Source organism: Frankia tisae (genome assembly GCF_025403405.1).
Lineage (GTDB): Bacteria > Actinomycetota > Actinomycetes > Frankiales > Frankiaceae > Frankia > Frankia tisai.
Window position 1 is genome coordinate 1 of record NZ_JANEZT010000096.1, and the last position, 18,354, is coordinate 18,354.

The 18,354-nt window shown below is 72.0% G+C and carries 20 protein-coding genes; 10 read left to right on the top strand and 10 right to left on the bottom strand.

Going from position 1 to position 18,354, the window contains the following annotated elements:
* Positions 1 to 77: 77 nt before the first annotated feature.
* Positions 78 to 518 (bottom strand): rubrerythrin family protein, encoded by a 441-nt coding sequence (locus NBZ85_RS11800; RefSeq protein WP_009742898.1) that lies wholly within the window; start codon positions 516 to 518, stop codon positions 78 to 80.
* 24 nt (positions 519 to 542) lie between these two features.
* Complete coding sequence (locus NBZ85_RS11805) at positions 543 to 983, bottom strand: Fur family transcriptional regulator (protein WP_261556591.1); 441 nt, start codon at positions 981 to 983, stop codon at positions 543 to 545.
* A gap of 392 nt (positions 984 to 1,375) precedes the next feature.
* On the opposite strand from NBZ85_RS11805, the gene NBZ85_RS11810 reads away from it, so the two are divergent.
* Together NBZ85_RS11810 and trpD are read left to right on the top strand one after the other, a co-directional pair.
* Positions 1,376 to 1,804 (top strand): hypothetical protein, encoded by a 429-nt coding sequence (locus NBZ85_RS11810; protein WP_261556595.1) that lies wholly within the window; start codon positions 1,376 to 1,378, stop codon positions 1,802 to 1,804.
* A gap of 86 nt (positions 1,805 to 1,890) precedes the next feature.
* Positions 1,891 to 2,976, top strand: coding sequence for an anthranilate phosphoribosyltransferase (gene trpD / locus NBZ85_RS11815; RefSeq protein ID WP_308204988.1), 1,086 nt, complete (start codon positions 1,891 to 1,893; stop codon positions 2,974 to 2,976).
* 564 nt (positions 2,977 to 3,540) lie between these two features.
* Here the strand turns inward: trpD and ctaF are convergent.
* Genes ctaF through ctaC form a run of 3 tightly spaced genes read right to left on the bottom strand, consistent with a single transcriptional unit; the run spans position 3,541 to position 6,616 of the window.
* Positions 3,541 to 3,942 carry an aa3-type cytochrome oxidase subunit IV gene (gene ctaF, locus NBZ85_RS11820; protein WP_261556590.1) on the bottom strand — a complete coding sequence of 134 codons (402 nt, stop codon included), beginning with the start codon at positions 3,940 to 3,942 and terminating at the stop codon, positions 3,541 to 3,543.
* A gap of 14 nt (positions 3,943 to 3,956) precedes the next feature.
* Positions 3,957 to 5,639 (bottom strand): aa3-type cytochrome oxidase subunit I, encoded by a 1,683-nt coding sequence (gene ctaD, locus NBZ85_RS11825; RefSeq protein ID WP_372517723.1) that lies wholly within the window; start codon positions 5,637 to 5,639, stop codon positions 3,957 to 3,959.
* Complete coding sequence (ctaC, locus tag NBZ85_RS11830; RefSeq protein WP_261556589.1) at positions 5,636 to 6,616, bottom strand: aa3-type cytochrome oxidase subunit II; 981 nt, start codon at positions 6,614 to 6,616, stop codon at positions 5,636 to 5,638. Before ctaC ends, ctaD begins: the two co-directional genes overlap by 4 nt.
* A 246-nt stretch (positions 6,617 to 6,862) precedes the next feature.
* Here ctaC and NBZ85_RS11835 point away from each other — a divergent pair, with 246 nt between their 5' ends.
* Positions 6,863 to 8,011, top strand: coding sequence for a cysteine desulfurase family protein (locus tag NBZ85_RS11835; RefSeq protein ID WP_261556588.1), 1,149 nt, complete (start codon positions 6,863 to 6,865; stop codon positions 8,009 to 8,011).
* Between the two features lie 166 nt (positions 8,012 to 8,177).
* The gene (locus NBZ85_RS11840; RefSeq protein ID WP_261556587.1) at positions 8,178 to 8,462 is read left to right on the top strand and encodes a sulfurtransferase TusA family protein; all 285 of its coding nucleotides are present in this window, start codon (positions 8,178 to 8,180) and stop codon (positions 8,460 to 8,462) included.
* 16 nt (positions 8,463 to 8,478) lie between these two features.
* Here the strand turns inward: NBZ85_RS11840 and NBZ85_RS11845 are convergent, their stop codons facing one another.
* Entirely contained in the window at positions 8,479 to 9,459 is a 981-nt protein-coding gene (locus tag NBZ85_RS11845) for a carbohydrate kinase family protein (RefSeq protein ID WP_261556586.1), read from the bottom strand.
* A gap of 215 nt (positions 9,460 to 9,674) precedes the next feature.
* On the bottom strand, positions 9,675 to 10,037 hold the full coding sequence (gene erpA / locus NBZ85_RS11850; protein ID WP_136447570.1) for an iron-sulfur cluster insertion protein ErpA: 363 nt from the start codon (positions 10,035 to 10,037) through the stop codon (positions 9,675 to 9,677).
* Positions 10,038 to 10,512: 475 nt separating this feature from the next.
* Between erpA and nadA the strand changes: the two genes are divergently transcribed.
* Genes nadA through NBZ85_RS11865 form a run of 3 tightly spaced genes read left to right on the top strand, consistent with a single transcriptional unit; the run spans position 10,513 to position 13,352 of the window.
* Complete coding sequence (gene nadA, locus NBZ85_RS11855; RefSeq protein ID WP_261556585.1) at positions 10,513 to 11,718, top strand: quinolinate synthase NadA; 1,206 nt, start codon at positions 10,513 to 10,515, stop codon at positions 11,716 to 11,718.
* Positions 11,718 to 12,332: a DUF3043 domain-containing protein gene (locus NBZ85_RS11860; protein WP_261556584.1), complete on the top strand. Its 615-nt coding sequence runs from the start codon at positions 11,718 to 11,720 to the stop codon at positions 12,330 to 12,332. The genes nadA and NBZ85_RS11860 overlap by 1 nt, the downstream gene beginning before the upstream one ends.
* 54 nt (positions 12,333 to 12,386) lie before the next feature.
* Entirely contained in the window at positions 12,387 to 13,352 is a 966-nt protein-coding gene (locus NBZ85_RS11865) for an aldo/keto reductase family protein (protein ID WP_261556583.1), read from the top strand.
* A 53-nt stretch (positions 13,353 to 13,405) separates the two neighbouring features.
* On the opposite strand, the gene NBZ85_RS11870 is transcribed toward NBZ85_RS11865, so the two are convergent.
* From NBZ85_RS11870 to NBZ85_RS11880, 3 genes are all read right to left on the bottom strand, one after another.
* Positions 13,406 to 14,011 (bottom strand): TetR/AcrR family transcriptional regulator, encoded by a 606-nt coding sequence (locus NBZ85_RS11870; protein WP_261556582.1) that lies wholly within the window; start codon positions 14,009 to 14,011, stop codon positions 13,406 to 13,408.
* Between the two features lie 42 nt (positions 14,012 to 14,053).
* A complete protein-coding gene (locus NBZ85_RS11875) occupies positions 14,054 to 14,539 on the bottom strand; it encodes a nitroreductase/quinone reductase family protein (RefSeq protein WP_261556581.1) in 486 nt (161 codons plus the stop codon).
* Between the two features lie 134 nt (positions 14,540 to 14,673).
* Complete coding sequence (locus tag NBZ85_RS11880) at positions 14,674 to 14,886, bottom strand: hypothetical protein (RefSeq protein ID WP_136448777.1); 213 nt, start codon at positions 14,884 to 14,886, stop codon at positions 14,674 to 14,676.
* Positions 14,887 to 15,228: 342 nt separating this feature from the next.
* On the opposite strand from NBZ85_RS11880, the gene NBZ85_RS11885 reads away from it, so the two are divergent.
* From NBZ85_RS11885 to NBZ85_RS11895, 3 genes are all read left to right on the top strand, one after another.
* Positions 15,229 to 15,399 (top strand): hypothetical protein, encoded by a 171-nt coding sequence (locus NBZ85_RS11885; protein ID WP_261556580.1) that lies wholly within the window; start codon positions 15,229 to 15,231, stop codon positions 15,397 to 15,399.
* A 27-nt stretch (positions 15,400 to 15,426) separates the two neighbouring features.
* Positions 15,427 to 16,992: a bifunctional adenosylcobinamide kinase/adenosylcobinamide-phosphate guanylyltransferase gene (locus tag NBZ85_RS11890; protein ID WP_261556579.1), complete on the top strand. Its 1,566-nt coding sequence runs from the start codon at positions 15,427 to 15,429 to the stop codon at positions 16,990 to 16,992.
* A gap of 229 nt (positions 16,993 to 17,221) precedes the next feature.
* The coding region (locus NBZ85_RS11895) for an ArnT family glycosyltransferase (RefSeq protein ID WP_261561940.1) at positions 17,222 to 18,354 on the top strand (1,133 nt) is incomplete at its 3' end.

An 18,354-nucleotide genomic window follows, 5' to 3' on the forward strand; every position in this document is an offset into this window, starting at 1 on the left:
GTGGGGAGTACCGGCGGTGGCCGGCTCCGACGGAAGGATGCTCGGAGCCGGCCACCGGCGTGGTGCGAGGGGGCCGATCAGGCGTCGGCGGTCTCCTCGGCGTTGAGGGCGTCGAGGGCCTTCTTGAACCGGCCGGCGTGGGTCTTCTCGGCGCGGGCGAGGGTCGAGAACCAGTCCGCGATCTCCTCGAAGCCCTCCTCGCGGGCGGTCTTCGCGAAGCCGGGGTACATGGCGGTGAACTCGTAGGTCTCGCCGGCCACGGCGCTGGCCAGGTTCTTCGCCGTGGTGCCGAGCGGCTCGCCGGTGGCCGGGTCGCCGACCTCGGCGAGGAAGTCCAGGTGACCGAAGGCGTGCCCGGTCTCACCCTCCGCGGTGTCGCGGAACAGCGAGGAGGCGTCGGTCAGGCCCTCGATGTCGGCGCGACGGGCGAAGTACAGGTAGCGCCGGTTGGCCTGGCTCTCGCCAGCGAACGCCTCCTTGAGGTTCTCGTGGGTCTTGGTGCCGTCAAGCTTCGGCATGAAGCGCTCCTTTGGCGTGGGTGTTCACTGTGAGCCGGTCCCGCCCGCGGCGCGGGCCGGATCGGAGCTGTTCGCCTGGCAGTCCGGGCACATCCCCCGGAACCGCAGGTCGTACCCGGTGATGGCGAAGCCCGAGCGACGGGCGATCTCCGCCACCATTCCGTCCGGTACGGGGTGATCGAGGTCGACCGCTCGGCCGCAGCCGTCGCAGACCGCGTGGTCGTGGCGGCAGGTGTTGGCGTCGTACCGGGCCGCCGCGCCGTTGCCCAGGTTGAGTTCCAACGCCCGACCGGTCGACACCAGCAGCGAAAGGGTGCGGTACACCGTAGCGCTGCCGATCCGTGGGGAGGTGCGGCGTACCCGCTCGTAGACCTCGGCCGCGGTGGGATGGTCGTCGGCGGCCCGCAGGACCTCCAGGACGGCCATCCGTTGGGGGGTCAGTCGAAGATCAGCCAGGTCGGTCATGGGATCACGCCCGTCGGTCGCAGCGGAGCACAGGGCCCGTCGTCCCGGGCGAATGCCCGGCGGTGTCGCCGACGGCTGGCTCCACTGGTTGAGAACGAATCTCAGTATCACTGTTGTTCCCACCTTCTGGCAACCGCCCCGGACCGCCGCCGGGCGCGATGGGCCCACGCGATGGGCCCACGCAGCGCCGCCCGCCCGGCGGACCCAGTGGAGAAGGGATGACGCGACCCCACCACCGGGTAATCTTCGGAGTGGATCGTGCCGGTCATCCGGTCGCTCCCGATCGCTGCCGATCGCCCGCCCCGCGGCGGGTCCGGTCGCGGGGCGGGGCGGCGGTCCGCCCCGGGCCGCCGGTCGGCGGTGGCCACCTGATGCGAAAGGCCGTGGACGCCATGAGCACCGTCCTCGTCTACGCCGACCGCGCCGACGTGCGCGCGCGAGTCATCACCGCGATCGGTCGGCTGCCCGCCGCCGACCTCGGCCCGCTGGAGTTCGTCGAAGCCGCCGAGGCCGCCGAGGCGATCGACGTCGTCGACCACCACGAAGCCGATCTGTGCATCTTCGACGGGGAGGCCACCCCCACCGGCGGCATGGGCCTGTGCCGCCAGCTGAAGAACGAGGTCGCAGACTGCCCGCCGACGATCCTGCTCGTCGCCCGGGCGGACGACCGGTGGCTGGCGACCTGGTCTCAGGCCGACGCGGTCGTCCCCCACCCGGTCGACCCCGGCCGGCTCACCGAGGCCGTCGTGGCGCTGCTGCGTGCACGGGCCGGCGGCGCGGCGGCCCGGCGGCCGCTGACGGGCGCCCAGCTCGCCGGCTGACGCAGGTGACCATCGAGGCCACCGTGCCCCCCACTGGGCCACCCGCTCGGCCACCCGCCGTGCCACCCGCCGTGCCGGTCACCGCGGTGACGAGCTGGCCGGAGCTGATCGGCGCTCTACTCGCCCGCGAGTCCCTGGATTCGGCGCGGACGGCCTGGGCCATGGACCAGATCATGTCCGGCACCGCCTCCCCCGCCCAGATCGCCGGGTTCGCGGTGGCGCTACGCGCCAAGGGCGAGACCGCGGCCGAGATCGGCGGCCTGATCGCAGCGATGCTCACCCACGCCGCTCCGCTGCGGATCCCCGACGACGTCCGAGGACGCGCGGTCGACACCTGCGGGACGGGCGGCGACCGGTCGAACACGGTCAATCTGTCCACCATGGCCGCCCTCGTCGTCGCCGGCGCGGGCGTACCCGTGATCAAGCATGGCAATCGGGCCGCGTCGTCGGCCTGCGGCTCGGCCGACCTGCTCGCCGAGCTCGGCGTCGTCATCGACCTGCCACCGCCCGGCGTCGAAGCGTGCCTTCAGGTGGCCGGCATCGCCTTCTGTTTCGCCCGGATCTTCCACCCGGCGATGCGGCACGTCGGCGGCCCGCGCGCCGAGATCGGCGTCCCGACCGCGTTCAACATCCTCGGCCCGCTGACCAACCCGGCCAACCCGGGCGCGCAGGCCATCGGGGTCGCCGACGCCCGCCTGGCGCCAGTCGTCGCGCAGGTCCTCGCCGACCGCGGCACCCGCGCTCTGGTCTTCCGCGGCGACGACGGCCTCGACGAGCTCACCCCGACGACCACGTCCACCGTCTGGGTGATCCCCGGCGAGGCGGTCGGGGAGGCTGCATCACCTCGTCGCGAGCAGTTCGACCCGCGCGACGTCGGCATCCACGTGCCGGACATCGCCGCCCTTCGCGGCGCCGACGCCCCCCACAACGCCGCCGTCACCCGCGCACTGCTGGCCGGCGAGCCGGGGCCGGTCCGCGACGCGGTGCTGCTGGCCGCCGCCGCCTCCCTGGTCGCCGCGGCGGGCCCGACCGAGGCGCCGATCACCGAGCAGATCGCCGGCGTGCTGCCCCAGGCCGCGAGCGCCATCGACTCCGGCGCCGCCGCCGCGGTCCTGGCGCGCTGGGTGGAGGCCAGCCAGCGCGCCGCGGCCACCGACGCCATCACCCGCTGAGGGCGGGCCCGGCCCCGGCCCAGGGTTTGATCGGGCGACGGGGACTGGGTCGTCTCGGAGTTCGGGGCGCCCGCTGACCACCAGAACCTTAGTATCTTTCTGTCATCACTTGCGCACAGAATCGTGCCGAGGTGTAGCTACGGTTTCAGACGCTGAAACCGTGCGTAGCCCTCAGCATGATCTGGCCGCGATCTGGCCGCGATCTGGCCGGAAACAACGCAGCCCGGCGGCCCAGGGGCGGCAATGGTTGTCCAGACCCGAAGACACCCGGTTCCGATCTTGATGTTCCGCGGAACCGTCCCACGATTCCCAGCCCCGGCCAGCACACACCCCGGCCACACCGCGACGGCCCGGCGAGAGCGACTTGCTGGAGGTTGATGACGGTTCCACGGCACGGCGATGGCCATCAACCTCCAGCAATTGCCCACGGGCCACGGGCCGGGGGCCGGGGGCCGAGTGGGAAGACACGTGTGGGGCTGGCATGATGCCGCGGCATCATGCCAGCCCCACACGCGCTGGCGCAGAGGTCGCGGCCGGGTTCTACCCCGGGCCGCGGGGCCCGTCTCAGTCCTCGGGCACCGGGGGGTGCCAGAAGTTCTCGAACACCAGGCAGGTCACGAACACCACGACCATTGCCAGGCCGAGGACAAGCAGCCAGATCCCGAAGACGAGGCCCATGGCCGCCGTCACCGAGCTCGCGCCGATGAAGAACGGGTAGTAGCTGCCCGGCGTGAAGTGCCCGAGCTCGCCGGCACCGTCCGCCACCTCGGCGTCGGGCAGGTCCTGCGGGCGCATGCCGATCCGGCGTCCGGTGAAGATCAGATAGCCGCCGACGAGCAGGCCCAACCCGGTGGTGAGGGTGAGCGCCGCGGTGCCGGTCGGGTCCTTCGCCCAGAACCAGTAGACCAGCGCCGCAGCTCCGGCGAAGACGCCGAAGAAGCTGAAGATGATGCCTTCCACCTTCATACGATCACCGCCCCCTAACCGATCTCAGGTGTCGCGTGGTAATCGACCCGGCCGACCGTCGCCGGGAAGTGCAGGTCGAACGCAGGCCGCTCGGAGCGGATCCGCGGCAGCGTACGGAAGTTGTGCCGCGGCGGCGGGCAGGAGGTCGCCCACTCCAGCGAGTTGCCGTAACCCCACGGATCATCGACGACGGCGAGCTGACCCTTGCGGTACGAGTGCCACAGGTTGTAGATGAACGGCAGCGTCGACAGGGCCAGCAGGAACGACCCCGCCGAGGAGACCGTGTTCAGGGTGGTGAACCCATCGGTCGGCGAGTAGTCGGCGTAGCGCCGCGGCATGCCGCGCAGGCCCAGCCAGTGCTGCACCAGGAAGGTGGCGTGGAAGCCGAAGAACACCGTCCAGAAGTGGATCTTTCCCAGTCGGTCGTTCATCATCCGGCCCGTGACCTTCGGGAACCAGAAGTAGGTGCCGGCGTAGGCGGCGAACACGACGGTTCCGAAGATCACGTAGTGGAAGTGGGCGACGACGAAGTAGCTGTCGCTGACGTGGAAGTCGATCGGCGGGCTGGCCAGCAGCACTCCGGTCAACCCGCCGAACAGGAAGGTCACCAGGAAGCCGATGCTGAACAGCATCGGCGTCTCGAAGGTGAGCTGCCCGCGCCACATCGTGCCGATCCAGTTGAAGAACTTGATGCCGGTCGGCACCGCGATCAGGAACGACAGGAAGGCGAAGAACGGCAGCAGCACCGCGCCGGTGACGTACATGTGGTGCGCCCACACCGCGATCGACAGGGCGCCGATGCCGATGGTGGCAAAGACGAGGCCCTTGTAGCCGAACAGCGGCTTGCGGGAGAACACCGGCAGGATCTCGCTGATGATCCCGAAGAACGGCAGGGCGAGGATGTAGACCTCGGGATGACCGAAGAACCAGAACAGGTGCTGCCAGAGCAGCGCGCCGCCGTTCGCGGCGTCGAACACGTGCGCACCGAACCGGCGGTCCGCCTCCAGCGCCAGCAGCGCCGCGGCGAGCACCGGGAAGGCGACCAGCACGAGGATCGAGGTGACGAGGAAGTTCCAGCAGAAGATCGGCAGCCGGAACATCGTCATACCGGGCGCGCGCAGCGTCAGGATCGTAGTGATCATGTTGACGGCGCCGAGGATGGTGCCGAGACCGGACACCGTCAGGCCGACGATCCACAGGTCGGCGCCCACCCCGGGCGAGTAGATCTCGTTGTTCAGCGGCGAGTAGGCGAACCAGCCGAACGACGCCGCGCCGTTCGGGGTGAGGAAACCGGCCACCACCGTGAGGCTGCCGAACAGGAAGAACCAGTACGACAGCGCGTTGAGCCGCGGGAACGCGACGTCCGGCGAGCCGATCTGCAGCGGCACCAGGAAGTTCGCGTAAGCGAACGCGATCGGCGTCGCGAACATCAGCAGCATCAGCGTGCCGTGCATCGTGAACAGCTGGTTGTACTGCTCGTTGGAGAAGTACTGCAGGCCCGGTCGCGCAAGCTCGGCCCGCATCATCACGGCCAGGATGCCGGCGAACAGGAAGAACGCGAACGAGGTCATGAAGTACATGACCGCGATGTCCTTGTGGGACGTCGTGCGCAGATAACCGAGCAGGCTCGTTCGCTTGGGTAGGTGGGGTTGCTCGGGCTCGGCGTGGCCGACGCCCTGCTCTTGCACGAGGGTCACTGTCCGCTCCCGGTGGTGGCGGTGGTTGCGGTGCTGGCGGCGGCGGCGGTCGTCGTCCCGCCGGACGTCGACGGAACGGGGGCGTTCTGCCGCTCCGAGATGAACCTGTCGTACTCGTCCTGCGGCACGACCTTCACGTAGAAGTTCATCCGGTCGTGATCGGTCCCGCAGAGCTCGGCGCAGCGGCCGATGAAGGTACCGGTCTTGGTCACGGTGAGCTCGAACTGGTTGACCCGACCGGGAATGACGTCCCGCTTGAACAGGAACTCGGGAACCCAGAAGGAATGGATGACGTCCGGCGAGGTCAAGTCGAAACGAATGGAGCGGTTCTGCGGCAGGACCAGCACTGCCGGCTCACCGGGCCGGCCGGTGACCTCGATCTGGTTCGGCCCCTTGTGGCCGGCGCCCGGGTCGAGGTACTTGAACTGCCAGTTCCACCGGAAGCCGATGACGTCCACCGTGACGTCCGGGTTGGCCGAAAGCTTCGTGATCTTCGACTCGTCGCGCGCGGTGAAGTAGAACATCCCGCCCACGATCACGACGGGTATGACGGTGTACAGGATCTCGACGGGCAGGTTGTAGCGGATCTGCCGCGGGAGCACGTCGCTGCGCTTGCGGAAGGCGACGACCGCGTAGAGGATCATGCCCCAGACGACCACGCCGACGATCAGCGCGGCGATCGCCGAGCCCTGCCAGAGATTGAGCAACCTCGGGGTGTGGTTGGTCACACCGTCCGGGTAGCCAAAGTTGGGTTTGTCGCAGGCGGTCGCCGCGATCCCCACGACGGCGAGCGCGCCGACCAGGCGCAGGGGTCGGCGACCCGGCCGCGCCCGTCGCCTCCCATGGGCGCCGACCGCGCTAACCGCCTCGACCGCGTCGTTCGCGACCCCGCCCGCACTGCCAGAGTCAGCCGGCGTCGTCGGCGTGTCCTCGACATCCGCGACCGACGGCCGGGTCCGACCGAAGGATCTCCTCACCAGGTCCTGCCTCCCACGACTAGCGGCCCGCGTCGACGGGGCGGAGGCTGTCCGCCGCCATCCGCGAAGCCCCAGAAACGCCATGTCAACCCGGTCGATCCCTCCGGACGACATGCTGTCTTCGACACGCTGTAGATGGTGCGGCAGCAGCGTATCCCAGCGGCCCGGCAGCTTCTCGCCACAGGCCCCATCAAGGGCCTGTGACGCACGACCCCTCAGGGCCCGCCACGGCGTAGCGTCACACCCGTGTCGGCCTATCTCGACCATGCGTCGGCCACGCCCCTGCACCCCGCGGCGCGCAACGCCCTCGAGGTGGCGCTCCAGGACGGCTGGGCGGATCCGGCCCGGCTCTACCGGGAGGGCCGGCGCGCCCGGATGCTGCTGGATGCGGCCCGCGAGACGGTCGCGGGGGTCCTCGGCACCCGGCCCGACGAGGTCAGCTTCGCGGCGAGCGGGACCGCGGCGGCCACGCTCGCGTTGCTCGGCACCGCGTCCGCCCGTCGCCGCGCCGGAAACGTGATCATGGTGAGCGCGGTCGAGCACTCCAGCGTGCTGCATGCGGCGCAGCACCACGAACAGGCCGGTGGGCGGCTCGTAGAGGTGGGGGTCGACCGCTTCGGGCGGGTGGATCCGGCCGCGTTCGCGCCAGTTCCCGGCACCGCCGTCGCCAGCCTTCAACACGCCAACCACGAGGTCGGCACCGTCCAGCCGGTCGCCGAGGTCGCCGAGCGCCTGCATGCCGCGGGCGTCCCGCTGCACACCGACGCCGCCGTGACGGTCGGCCGGGTACCCGTCGACCTGGGCGTGCTCGGCGCGGACCTGCTGACCGCCAGCGCCCACAAGTTCGGCGGCCCAGCCGGGGTGGGCATCCTCGCGGTGCGCACGGGAACCCGCTGGCGCAGCCCCTGGCCGGCCGACGAGCGCGAGGGCGGACGGGTCGCCGGCTATCCGAACGTCCCCTCGATCGTGGCCGCCGCCGCCGCCCTGGCCGCCCGCACGGCGGAGCTCGCCGCGGAGGGTCCGCGGCTGGCCGGCTACGTCCGTGACCTGCGGCGCCGGCTGCCCGACCTCGTCGACGGGGTGGAGCTGCTCGGCGATCCGGACCGGGCCCCGGCTGTGCCGCACATCACCGCGTTCTCCTGCCTGTACGTCGAGGGCGAGGCGCTGCTGACCGAGCTGGACCGGGCCGGCATCGCGGTCGGCTCCGGGTCGAGCTGCACCTCCGACACGCTGGTCCCGAGCCACGTGCTGGTCGCGATGGGCGCGCTGACCCACGGGAATCTGCGGGTGTCGTTCGGCCGCGATTCCACCCAGGCCGACCTCGACGCCCTCCTCGAGGTCCTGCCGGGCGCCGTGCGAGCCGTACGGGCCCGTCTCGGGGCGGGCGAGCTGTGACCGGTCGGCCCGGGACGGCGCGACCTGCGGCCGGTCGGCCCGGGACGGCAGGCCTGGCAGGCGGGCGACCAACGCCACCCGGATCCACCGACGCCCGGCCCGGCACGGAACGGCACGTGACCGGGCGGCTCGCGACCGGCCGGGTGGGCAGGGAGATGAGCCGACGATGACCACGGACGGGCCGGCGGGCACCGGGACGGGGCCCGATCGGGCCATCGCCGCGCCGGCGGGCACGGTGGACTCCCGCGGCCGGCGCTGCCCGCTGCCGATCATCGACCTCGCCCGCGCCTTCAGCTCGGTGGCGCCCGGCGACACCATCACCCTCTGGGCGGACGATCCGGCCGCCGGCCCGGACGTGGTCGCCTGGTGCCGGCTGCGGGGTCAGCTCCTGGTCGCGGTGCGCCCGCTGCCGGCCGGCGGCGAGGAGTTCGTCATCCGACGCCTCGCCTGAGCTCGGCCGAAGCGGCTCAGGCCACAGGCAGGTGCTCGGCGATCTGGGCGGCCGCGTCGGCGCCGTAGGCCTCGGTGATCCGCTTGAGCATGTCGGACGGCTCGGCCGTGTACTCCTGCGTGCCGACGGTCTCCAGCACCAGAGTGGCGAGCAGGCAGCCCACCTGGGCGGAGCGTTCGAGCGGCAGCTCCCACGACAGCCCGGCGAAGAAGCCGGCGCGGAACGCGTCACCGACACCCGTCGGGTCCGGGGTGGCCAGCGCGGGCACCACCGGGACGCGGATCGGGTCGCTCTCCGGCGCCTCGATCACCACGCCGTCCTTGCCGTGGGTGGTGACCCGCACGCCGACCTTCGCCAGGATCTCCGCGTCGCTCCAGCCGGACTTGCTCGCCAGCAGTGCCTTCTCGTACTCGTTGCAGAACAGGTAGGCCGCGCCGTCGACGAGCTCGCGGATCTGCGGGCCGTCCAGCAGCGCCAGCTGCTGGGACGGGTCGGCGGCGAAGGCGTAGCCGCGCTCGCGGCACTCCCGGCTGTGCCGCACCATCGCATCCGGCGCGTTCGGGCTGATGATCACGATGTCGAGCCCGCCGAAGCGGTCCGCGATCGGCCCGAGCTCGATCTCGGCGGCCTCGCTCATCGCCCCCGGATAGAAGGAGGCGATCTGGTTGAGGTCCTCGTCGGTGGTGCAGACGAAACGGGCCGTGTGCGCGATCTCACTGACCCGGATGGTGGTGGTGTCCACACCGTGCCGGTCGAGCCAGGAGCGGTACTCGGCGAAGTCCTCCCCGACGGCACCGACGAGGACCGGGTGCAGGCCGAGCTGACCGAGACCGAACGCGATGTTCGCCGCGGTCCCCCCGCGACGAATCACGAGTTCGTCGACGAGGAACGACAGCGACACGCTGTGGAGCTGGTCGGCGAGCAGCTGCTCGGCGAAGCGCCCCGGGAAGCGCATGAGGTGGTCGGTGGCAATGGAACCCGTCACGGCAATACGCACGATCGTGGAGCCTACTGCCACCCGGCTCAGCCCGGAGCACCCGGGAGACGAAGAAGCCCGGCCCGACCGTGGTGGGTCGAGCCGGGCTCCTTCGTCAGGATCTATTCGGCGGCGTCGTCGGGATGCCGACTACGCCCCCCCGTGCCGCCGGTGAGAGGAATGCACCGGGGCTAGGGGCGATCACGAACGGCACACAGGGGCGGCCGCTCAGTCGATCAGTGGAACGAGTCGCCGCAGGCGCAGGAACCCTGCGCGTTCGGGTTGTCGATGGTGAAGCCCTGCTTCTCGATGGTGTCGACGAAGTCGATCGTCGCACCGCCGAGGTACGGGGAGCTCATCCGGTCAAGGACGACCTTGACACCGGAGAAGTCCAGGACGGTGTCACCGTCGAGGGACCGCTCGTCGAAGAAGAGCTGGTAGCGCATCCCGGAGCAGCCCCCGGGCTGCACCGCGATGCGCAGCTTGAGGTCATCGCGGCCCTCCTGCTCCAGCAGGTTCTTGACCTTGCCGGCAGCCGTGTCGGTGAGGTTGACGGTCGAGGACTGCGTCGCGGTCTCCGTCGTGTCCTGAACGGTCATAAGGACTACTCCTGCCCTTGCTGGACGTGCCTGGCGTGCCAGGCTCACTGGTTCCGGTCGGGTACTGCGCTTCCGGTCGGTTGCATCCGGTCGGGTACTGCCTGCGACCAGCCGAGTCGCCTCGGCCGGCGCCTCGGACACGGCACAGCGTCTGCGCCGACGTTCATGCCCAACACCATGGGACTGGATCCGCTTCCCATCGTAGCGACGCCATCGGGACCCGGCCATGGCGCCGACTGGTGGGCCACGAGACGCCGATCACCTCAGGTCACCTTCGTGACTGCGTTCACGTTCATGACGGCACCAGACCGGCAACCCGGACAAGCCGGCATCCGACCGGCGGAGCTCCGCATACGATGGCTGCGGGGAGTTAGAGTCTCATCGACCATTCGCGGACGGCCCCGGCGGGATCGCCGGTCGGTCGGCGCGGACGACCAGGCGGCCAGGCTGCGGGCCGGTCGACCGGAGGAGCGCCATGACCATCAATCCGACCCTGGGTCGGGATCCGGCCCTCGCGCAGGTGGGCGTCGCCCCGTCTCCCCTGGCCCTGCTGCTACTCGGCCGCGGGTCGGATCCGGCGAGCGAGCGTGGCGTCGACTGCCCCGGGGAGTTGCCTCCCGCCGCGGACCCCACCCTCGCGGCCCGCGCCGCCGCCGCAAAGACCGCGCTCGGTGACCGGGTCTTCATCCTGGGGCATCACTACCAGCGCGACGAGGTCATCGCGTTCGCCGATGTGACCGGCGACTCGTTCAAACTCGCCCAGCAGGCCGCCGCCCGCCCGCAGGCCGAGGCAATCATCTTCTGCGGCGTGCACTTCATGGCGGAGAGCGCCGACATCCTCACCGGCGCGCACCAGCGGGTCATCCTGCCCGACCTCGCCGCCGGCTGCTCGATGGCCGACATGGCCACCGCCGAGCAGGTCGAGCAGGCCTGGGACGACCTGCTCGACGCCGGCGTCGCCGCGGGCACCGTCCCGGTCAGCTACATGAACTCCTCGGCTGCCATCAAGGCGTTCACCGGCCGCCACGACGGCACGATCTGCACCTCCTCGAACGCCCGGCGGGCACTGGAATGGGCGTTCGGCGAGCGCGGGGGGACGAAGGTGCTGTTTCTGCCCGACCAGCACCTCGGGCGCAACACCGCCGTCGGCGAGCTGGGGATGACCGAGGCGGACTGCGTCGTCTACGACCCGCACCGGCCCGGCGGCGGGCTGACCCACCGCCAGCTGCGCGAGGCAAAGATGATCCTCTGGCGCGGGCACTGCTCGGTGCACGGGCGCTTCACCCTCGACAGCGTCGAGGAGGTGCGTGCCCGCGTCCCCGGAGTCACCGTGCTCGCGCACCCGGAGTGCCGCCGGGAGGTCGTCACCGCGGCCGACCTGGTCGGCTCCACGGAATACATCATCTCCGTCGTCGACGCCGCCCCGGCCGGCTCGGCGTTCGCCATCGGCACCGAACTGAACCTCGTGCAGCGGCTGGCGAAGCGGCACCCCGACAAGACCATCGTCTTCCTGGACCGTACGGTGTGTTTCTGCTCCACCATGAACCGGATCGACATGCCGCACCTCGTCTGGGCGCTGGAGTCACTCGTCCGCGGCGAGACGGTCAACCAGATCGCCGTCGACCCGGACGTGGCCACCTTTGCCCGGAAGGCACTCGATCAGATGTTGGCACTGCCCTGATGGCCCTGCTGAAGCGGCGTGGCCCCGCCGAGGTCGACGCCGAACCGCTCGCCGAGCAGGTCGAACCGGTCGAGCCGGACCCCTCGGCCGACCTGCGGCGCACCGCGGCGAAGGGGCGGCCCACACCGAAGCGTTCGGACGCTCGGGCCGCCCGGGGCACGAACACCGCGCCCACGGGCAAGGGCGCGAGCCGCCAGGACGCCAAGTCCACCCGGCGCCGGCAGAGCCAGGAGTACCGGGCGGCGATGATGTCCGGGGACGTCAGCCGGCTGCCGCCGCGCGAGCGGGCCCCGGAGCGGGTGCTGGCCCGCGACCTCGTCGACACCCGGATCACCGTCGGGCCGTTCTTCCTGGTGGCCGCCGTCGTCTACTTCGTCGGCGGGCTGATCCCGAACGGCGTCGTGCGGCTCGCCGCGACCCTGCTGATGCTGATCGGCATCATCGCGGTCGTCGTCGACTCGGTCGTGCTCTCCTGGCAGGTCAGCCGCAAGGTCGCCGAGCGTTACCCGGACTCGCGGGTGCGGGTGCGCGCCTACGCCGCGCAGCGGGCCCTGCTGCCGCGGCGGTGGCGCCTGCCCCGGCCTCGGGTGTCCCGCGGCGACTCGCGGCCCTAGTCCCTCACCGGTGGGTGGACCCCCTTCCGGGTGGGTCCGTCGTAGGTTTGTGACGTGAAGCATCGACGCCTGGGGCGCACCGGCCTGTCCGTCAGCGAGATCTCCTACGGAAACTGGATCACCCACGGTGATCAGATCGAGGCGGACGCGGCGACGGCCTGCGTGCGCGCCGCCCTCGACGAGGGCATCACGACCTTCGACACCGCGGACGTGTACGCGGGCACCCGCGCCGAGAGCGTGCTGGGCGACGCCCTGCACGGCGTGCCCCGGGAGTCCTACGAGCTGTTCACCAAGGTCTACTGGCCGACCGGCCCCGGCGCGAACGACAGGGGCCTCGGCCGCAAGCACATCATCGAGTCCGCCCACGCCTCGCTGCGCCGGCTGCGCACCGACCATCTCGATCTCTACCAGGCGCACCGCTACGACCCGACGGTGCCGCTGGAGGAGACGCTGCGGGCCTTCGACGACCTGGTCCGTGCCGGCAAGGTGCTCTACATCGGGGTCTCCGAGTGGAGCGCCGAGCAGATCACCGACGCGGTGCGGATCGCGGGCGAACTGGGCCTGGACCGGATCATCTCCAACCAGCCGCAGTACTCGATGCTGTGGCGCACCATCGAGGCCGAGGTGGTGCCCGCCAGCGAGCAGGCCGGCATCTCCCAGATCGTCTGGTCACCGATCGCGCAGGGCGTGCTGACCGGCAAGTACCTGCCCGGCCAGCCCCCGCCGAGCGGCAGCCGCGCCACCGGCGGGGCCGGCGCGACGTTCATCGCCCGGCTGCTCAACGACGACGTCCTGGCTGCGGTGCAGGATCTGCGCCCGATCGCCGCGGATGCCGACCTGAGCATGGCCCAACTCGCCGTCGCCTGGGTGCTCCAGAACGACAACGTCGCCTCGGCGATCATCGGCGCCTCCCGGCCCGAGCAGGTGCGGGAGAACGTCAAGGCCGCCGGGGTGACCCTCGACCCGGCCCTGCTCAAGCGGATCGACGACGTGCTCGCCGACGTCATCCAACGCAGCTGAGGCCGCCGCCGAGCCCGATCGAGGTGACCAGTGAGCCACAGGGCGGGCGGGGCTCAGCCTGAGCGGTCGTCGTCGACGGGCCGGCGGAAGGCGGCGGTCAGCGCGGCCCAGGTCCGATCCAGGTCCGAGCCCGGCGGGTACCGACCGTCCAGTTCGAGGATGACCGTGCCGTGCGCCGCCGCCCACAGCGCCTGCGCGAGGTAGGGCTCCCCCGTGGCCCGGTAGAACGGCTCGCCCGCCCAGTCCTCCACACCCGCGGTGAGCTGATCGCGGCGCAGCGGGCCGGCGGTGACCAGCCGGTAGAGGTTCGGCTGCGCGCGGGCGTGCGCGCGGTAGGCCGCCAGCAGGTCGCCGAGCACGCCCGCGGCGTCGGCGCGGTCGACGACACCGTGCAGCAGGTCACCGGTCTCGACGAGGGCGGCGTCGACCAGCATGGCCTCCAGCTGCGTCTTGCCGGCGAGGTGCTTGTACAGCGAGGGCGCACGGATGCCCAGCAGCTCGCCGAGCCGGCGCATCGTCAGCGCCGCCGCGCCCTCCTGCTCCAACACCTCCCGCGCGGCGGTGATGATCTCGCCGACCCGCGGCGAGGGCGGCGCCAGCTCGGGCCGGGGCGCGACGGGTGCCAGCGGCAGCCCGCCCAGGGCCTGTGGTGTGCCCATCGGTTCCTTACTCCCGCGGCGCCGGGGGGACGAAGCCGCCGATCAACCCGCGGTCAGCGTGAAGACCGGATGGCGGGGCGCGATCCGGCGGATCTCCTCGTCGGTGGAGTCGGGCCCGATCCCGTCGAAGAAGGCGCCGACCTCGGCCTTCCAGCGCTTCAGGTAGGCCCGCAGCACGGCGACGCTGTCCCCCGGGTCCAGCTCGTCGGCGTGGTAGAGCGTACGCGAGCGCCCCCGCAGCAGATGCAGCTCCCCGCCCGCGGCGCGGACGTTGCGGACCCACTGCCCGTGGCCTCGCGCGGACACCAGGTACTGCCGCCCCTCGTAGGTGAGCAGGTTCACCGGGGTCCGCCGCGGCTGGCCGCTGACCCGGCCGCGCACCTCCAGCACCCGGCTGCCCAGCACGCTCACGCCGGCCCGGGTCACCAGGGCCACGAGGCGGTTGGCCACGTTGCGGGTGAACCAGCCGGGCGCGAGGTAGTGCGCGCCGGTGGGACGGGATGACGGCTGATCATGCTGCTCGGTCATGAGCCTTGAACCTCCCGGACGACAATCGACTAACACCGTTAGCCTCAGGTTCAGCTAACAACGTTAGCCTGGAGATTGTCAACCGGGACAACCGGGTGTCCCGGTTGATCTCTCCCGACCCGACCCGGCACCGGTCAGGTGACCGGGCGCAGGCTCATCGGGCCGTAGATGCGCCGTCCGGCGTCGAGCAGCGTGACCTGGACGACGCCCGCCGCGAGCAGATCGCGCCACGTCTCCCCCAGCCAGGTCTCGGCGTCGCCCTGGCTGGTGAAGGATTCGGAGCTGGAGGCACCGCCGACTGCGACGATCGCTCCGTCGTCGCCCTCGTAACGCCAGGTCCAGGTCATGCGTGAATCCCTTCACCCGGGCGGCCCGAGTCGACCAGCCGCCTTGCGCGATCGCCCGATCGGTCGACCGGTGGACCCATCCAACCGCGTGCCCTGCGTCGGCGCGGCGCCGCGGATCAGCGCGCCGCCCATCGCCGCCCGCGCCAGAGCCGATGCTCCGCGGCAGGTCGGCTGAGCGGACCGGCGGTTCGGTGCCGCACGCCACTGGCGCGCATGCGGACACCCACGCCAGGATGTCCTCGACGCCGGTAACGTCAGCCCTGACGGACATGGTCACGGAACCACCCGGGACATCCGGTCGAGCGCACATCCGGTATATCCGTTCGAGGAGGAAGAACCCGCGTGGGAACGACCGTCTACAACGCCGCAGCCTTCGCCGCCGAGTCCGCGGAGCACGACCCGCCCCTGACCTGGTGGGCTGCCGTGATCGTCACCTTCGTGGCCATCTTCCTGCTGGCGACCGTGCTCGCGCTGATGACCCGATGGGAGCGCAAGCGCCACCCGCACGGTTGATCCGGACGCGGTGACGGGGGCCCCACGGTGCGGGTGACGCTGCTCGGTACGGGTTCGGCGGACGGCTGGCCGAACCCGTGGTGCGACTGCGCCTCCTGCGCCTGGGCACGCAAGCACGAGGTCCGTGGCCAGACCGCCGTTCTCGTCGACGACGCCCTGCTCCTCGACTGCGGCCCCGACGTGCCGCGGACCGCCGCCCGGCTCGGTGTCCGGCTCTCCGGCCTGCGCCATCTGCTGATCAGTCACGCGCATCCCGACCATCTCGGCCCCGAGAGTCTGATGTGGCGGTCGTGGTCGTCCGCCGCCGGTCGGCCGCTCGATGTTGTCGGGCCGCCCGCGGCGCTGGCGGTGTGCCGCGAGTTCCTGACCCGCTGGGAGGGCGCCGACCCGGCCCGGGAGGGCTCCGCCCTGCGATTCGTCCCGGCGACGGCGGGTGGCGGGGCGCCGGATGGTGGGTCGCCGGGCGGTGGGTCGCTGCGCCTTGGCGCGGGCGACGCCGGGTACCTCGTGCGCCCGCTGGCCGCCCGGCACGGCGACGCGAGCATCGGCCCGGCGGTCCTTTACGACGTCACCGCCCCCGACGGCGGCCGGCTGCTCTACGGCTGCGACACCGCCGCGCCGCTGCCTGCACCGACGCTCGCCGCGGTGACCGGCCGGGCGTACGACGTGGTGCTGCTGGAGGAGAACAACGGGGATCGGCCGGGTTTCGGCGAGCACCTCGACCTGGCCTCCTTCGCCGAGCTCGTCGCGGAGCTGCGCCGCCGCGGCGCCGTGGTCGACGGCACCCGGGTGCTCGCCGTCCACCTCAGCCACCGCAACCCTCCCGGGGATGAGCTGGCCCGCCGCCTCGCCCTGCTCGGCGCGCAGGCCCCCGGTGACGGCGCCGTCCTCGACGTCACGCCCCGCGCACCGATCCCGTCCGGCCAGTCCCCCGCACCGGCCGTGGACCCGCCACCTGTGCCGCGGCCCGCACCCCCCGCTCGCCTCGCGAACCCCTCACGCCACACGAGCTTCTCGCGCCACGCGAGCCCCGCCACACCGCCGCCGAGTGCTGCGGCGCCCCCGCCGCACCGGGTATTGATCACCGGCGGGGCCCGGTCGGGGAAGTCCGCCGAGGCCGAGCGCCGGCTGCTCGCCGAGCCGGCGGTGGTGTACGTCGCCACGTCCGCGCCCCCGGACGCCGCGAAACCCACCGACGCCGAGTGGTCGGCGCGGATCGCCGCGCACCGCGAGCGCCGGCCGGCGGCGTGGACGACCGTGGAGACCCTCGATCTGGTGCCGCTGCTGCGCTCGCCGGGGCCGCCGCTGCTCGTCGACGGCGTCGGGCTGTGGGTCGCCGCGCAGCTCGACGACCCGGCGGAGCTGGCGACCCGGGCCGGCGAGCTGGTCGAGGCATGGCGGCACACCGCGCGCCGCGTGGTCGCAGTGACCGACGAGGTCGGCTCCGGAGTAGTACCGGCGACGGCCGCCGGCCGGCGCTTCCGCGACGCCCTCGGTCGCCTCAACGCCGAACTCGCCGCCGCCGCCGACGAGGTCTGGCAGGTCGTGGCCGGCACCGCGATCCGGCTACGCCCCCGAGCCACGGACTCGTAAGCCGTCGACCGCGGGTTCGAGCCCCCCGATCGGGTCACCGGCCTGATCGGGCCGGTCGTACCGTATCCGGCTGGCGGCCGTGCGCCCGAGCTGCGCCGGTGTTCCTGGTCGGCGTCCGAGGCGTTCCCAGGGTCGCGGGCGCCGGCGGAGGGAGTCGGAGCCGGGGCCGTCGGTGGCGCATCCGATCACTCTCAGCTTGCGCACAGGTTGCACGGTGAGTATCTGGCGTATGACGCAGCCCGAGGACCCCTCCAGCGCGACGGTCCTGCCCAGCGCCGCGGTCAGCGTCGACGCCCCGGCGGTTCCGGTGGCGCGCGACGGTCACGACGGCGATCACGGCGATCACGGCGATGATCACGCTGATGCCGGTGCGCCGGGGCCGCCCGTCGGCGCGGGCGATCCGCCGCCGGTGAGCCGGTGGCGGCGGGCGGTGCGCGGCCGGCCGGCGGATCCGGTGTGGGCCCGGCCGGCGCTCGTCGGGCTGCTCGCCGCTACGGCGGTGCTCTACGTCTGGGACCTGGGCGCCTCGGGCTATGCGAACAGCTTCTACGCGGCGGCGGTCCAGGCCGGGACGAAGAGTTGGAAGGCGTTGCTGTTCGGATCGCTCGACTCCGGGAACTTCATCACGGTCGACAAACCGCCGGCGTCGCTGTGGGCGATGGCGCTGTCCGGGCGAATCTTCGGCTTTTCGAGCTGGAGCATGCTCGTTCCGCAGGCGCTGGGCGGCGTGGCCGCGGTCGGCCTGATGTTCGCGGCCGTACGCAGGTGGTTCGGCCCCGCCGCCGGCCTGCTGGCCGGCTCCGCGCTGGCGCTCACCCCGGTGGCGGCGCTGATGTTCCGCTTCGACAACCCGGACGGCCTGCTCACCTTCGTCCTCGTCCTGGCCGGATACTGCCTGGTCCGCGCGCTCGAGGAGGCGTCGACGAAATGGATGGCGGCGACCGGCGCCGCGCTCGGCCTGGCCTTCCTGACGAAGACCCTGCAGGGTTTCCTGGTGCTGCCCGCGTTCGCGCTGGTCTACCTGATCGCCGCGCCGACCGGCTGGTGGCGGCGGGTGTGGCAGCTGCTCGCGGGCGGGCTGGCGATCGTGGTCGCCGCCGGCTGGTGGGTGGCGACAGTCGAACTGTGGCCGAAGGGTTCACGTCCCTACATCGGCGGTTCCACCGACAACAGCGCGCTCGGCCTGGCCTTCGGCTACAACGGCCTGGGCCGGATCTTCGGCGGTGACGGCAACCGCGGCGGTGGCGGCGGTGGGTTCGGCGGCGGCCGGGCGAACCTGAGCGAGCTGGCCAGGCGCGATCCGCAGCTGGCCGAACGGGTGCAGGCCGCGCTGGGCGGCCGCGGTGGCGGCGGTGGCGGTGG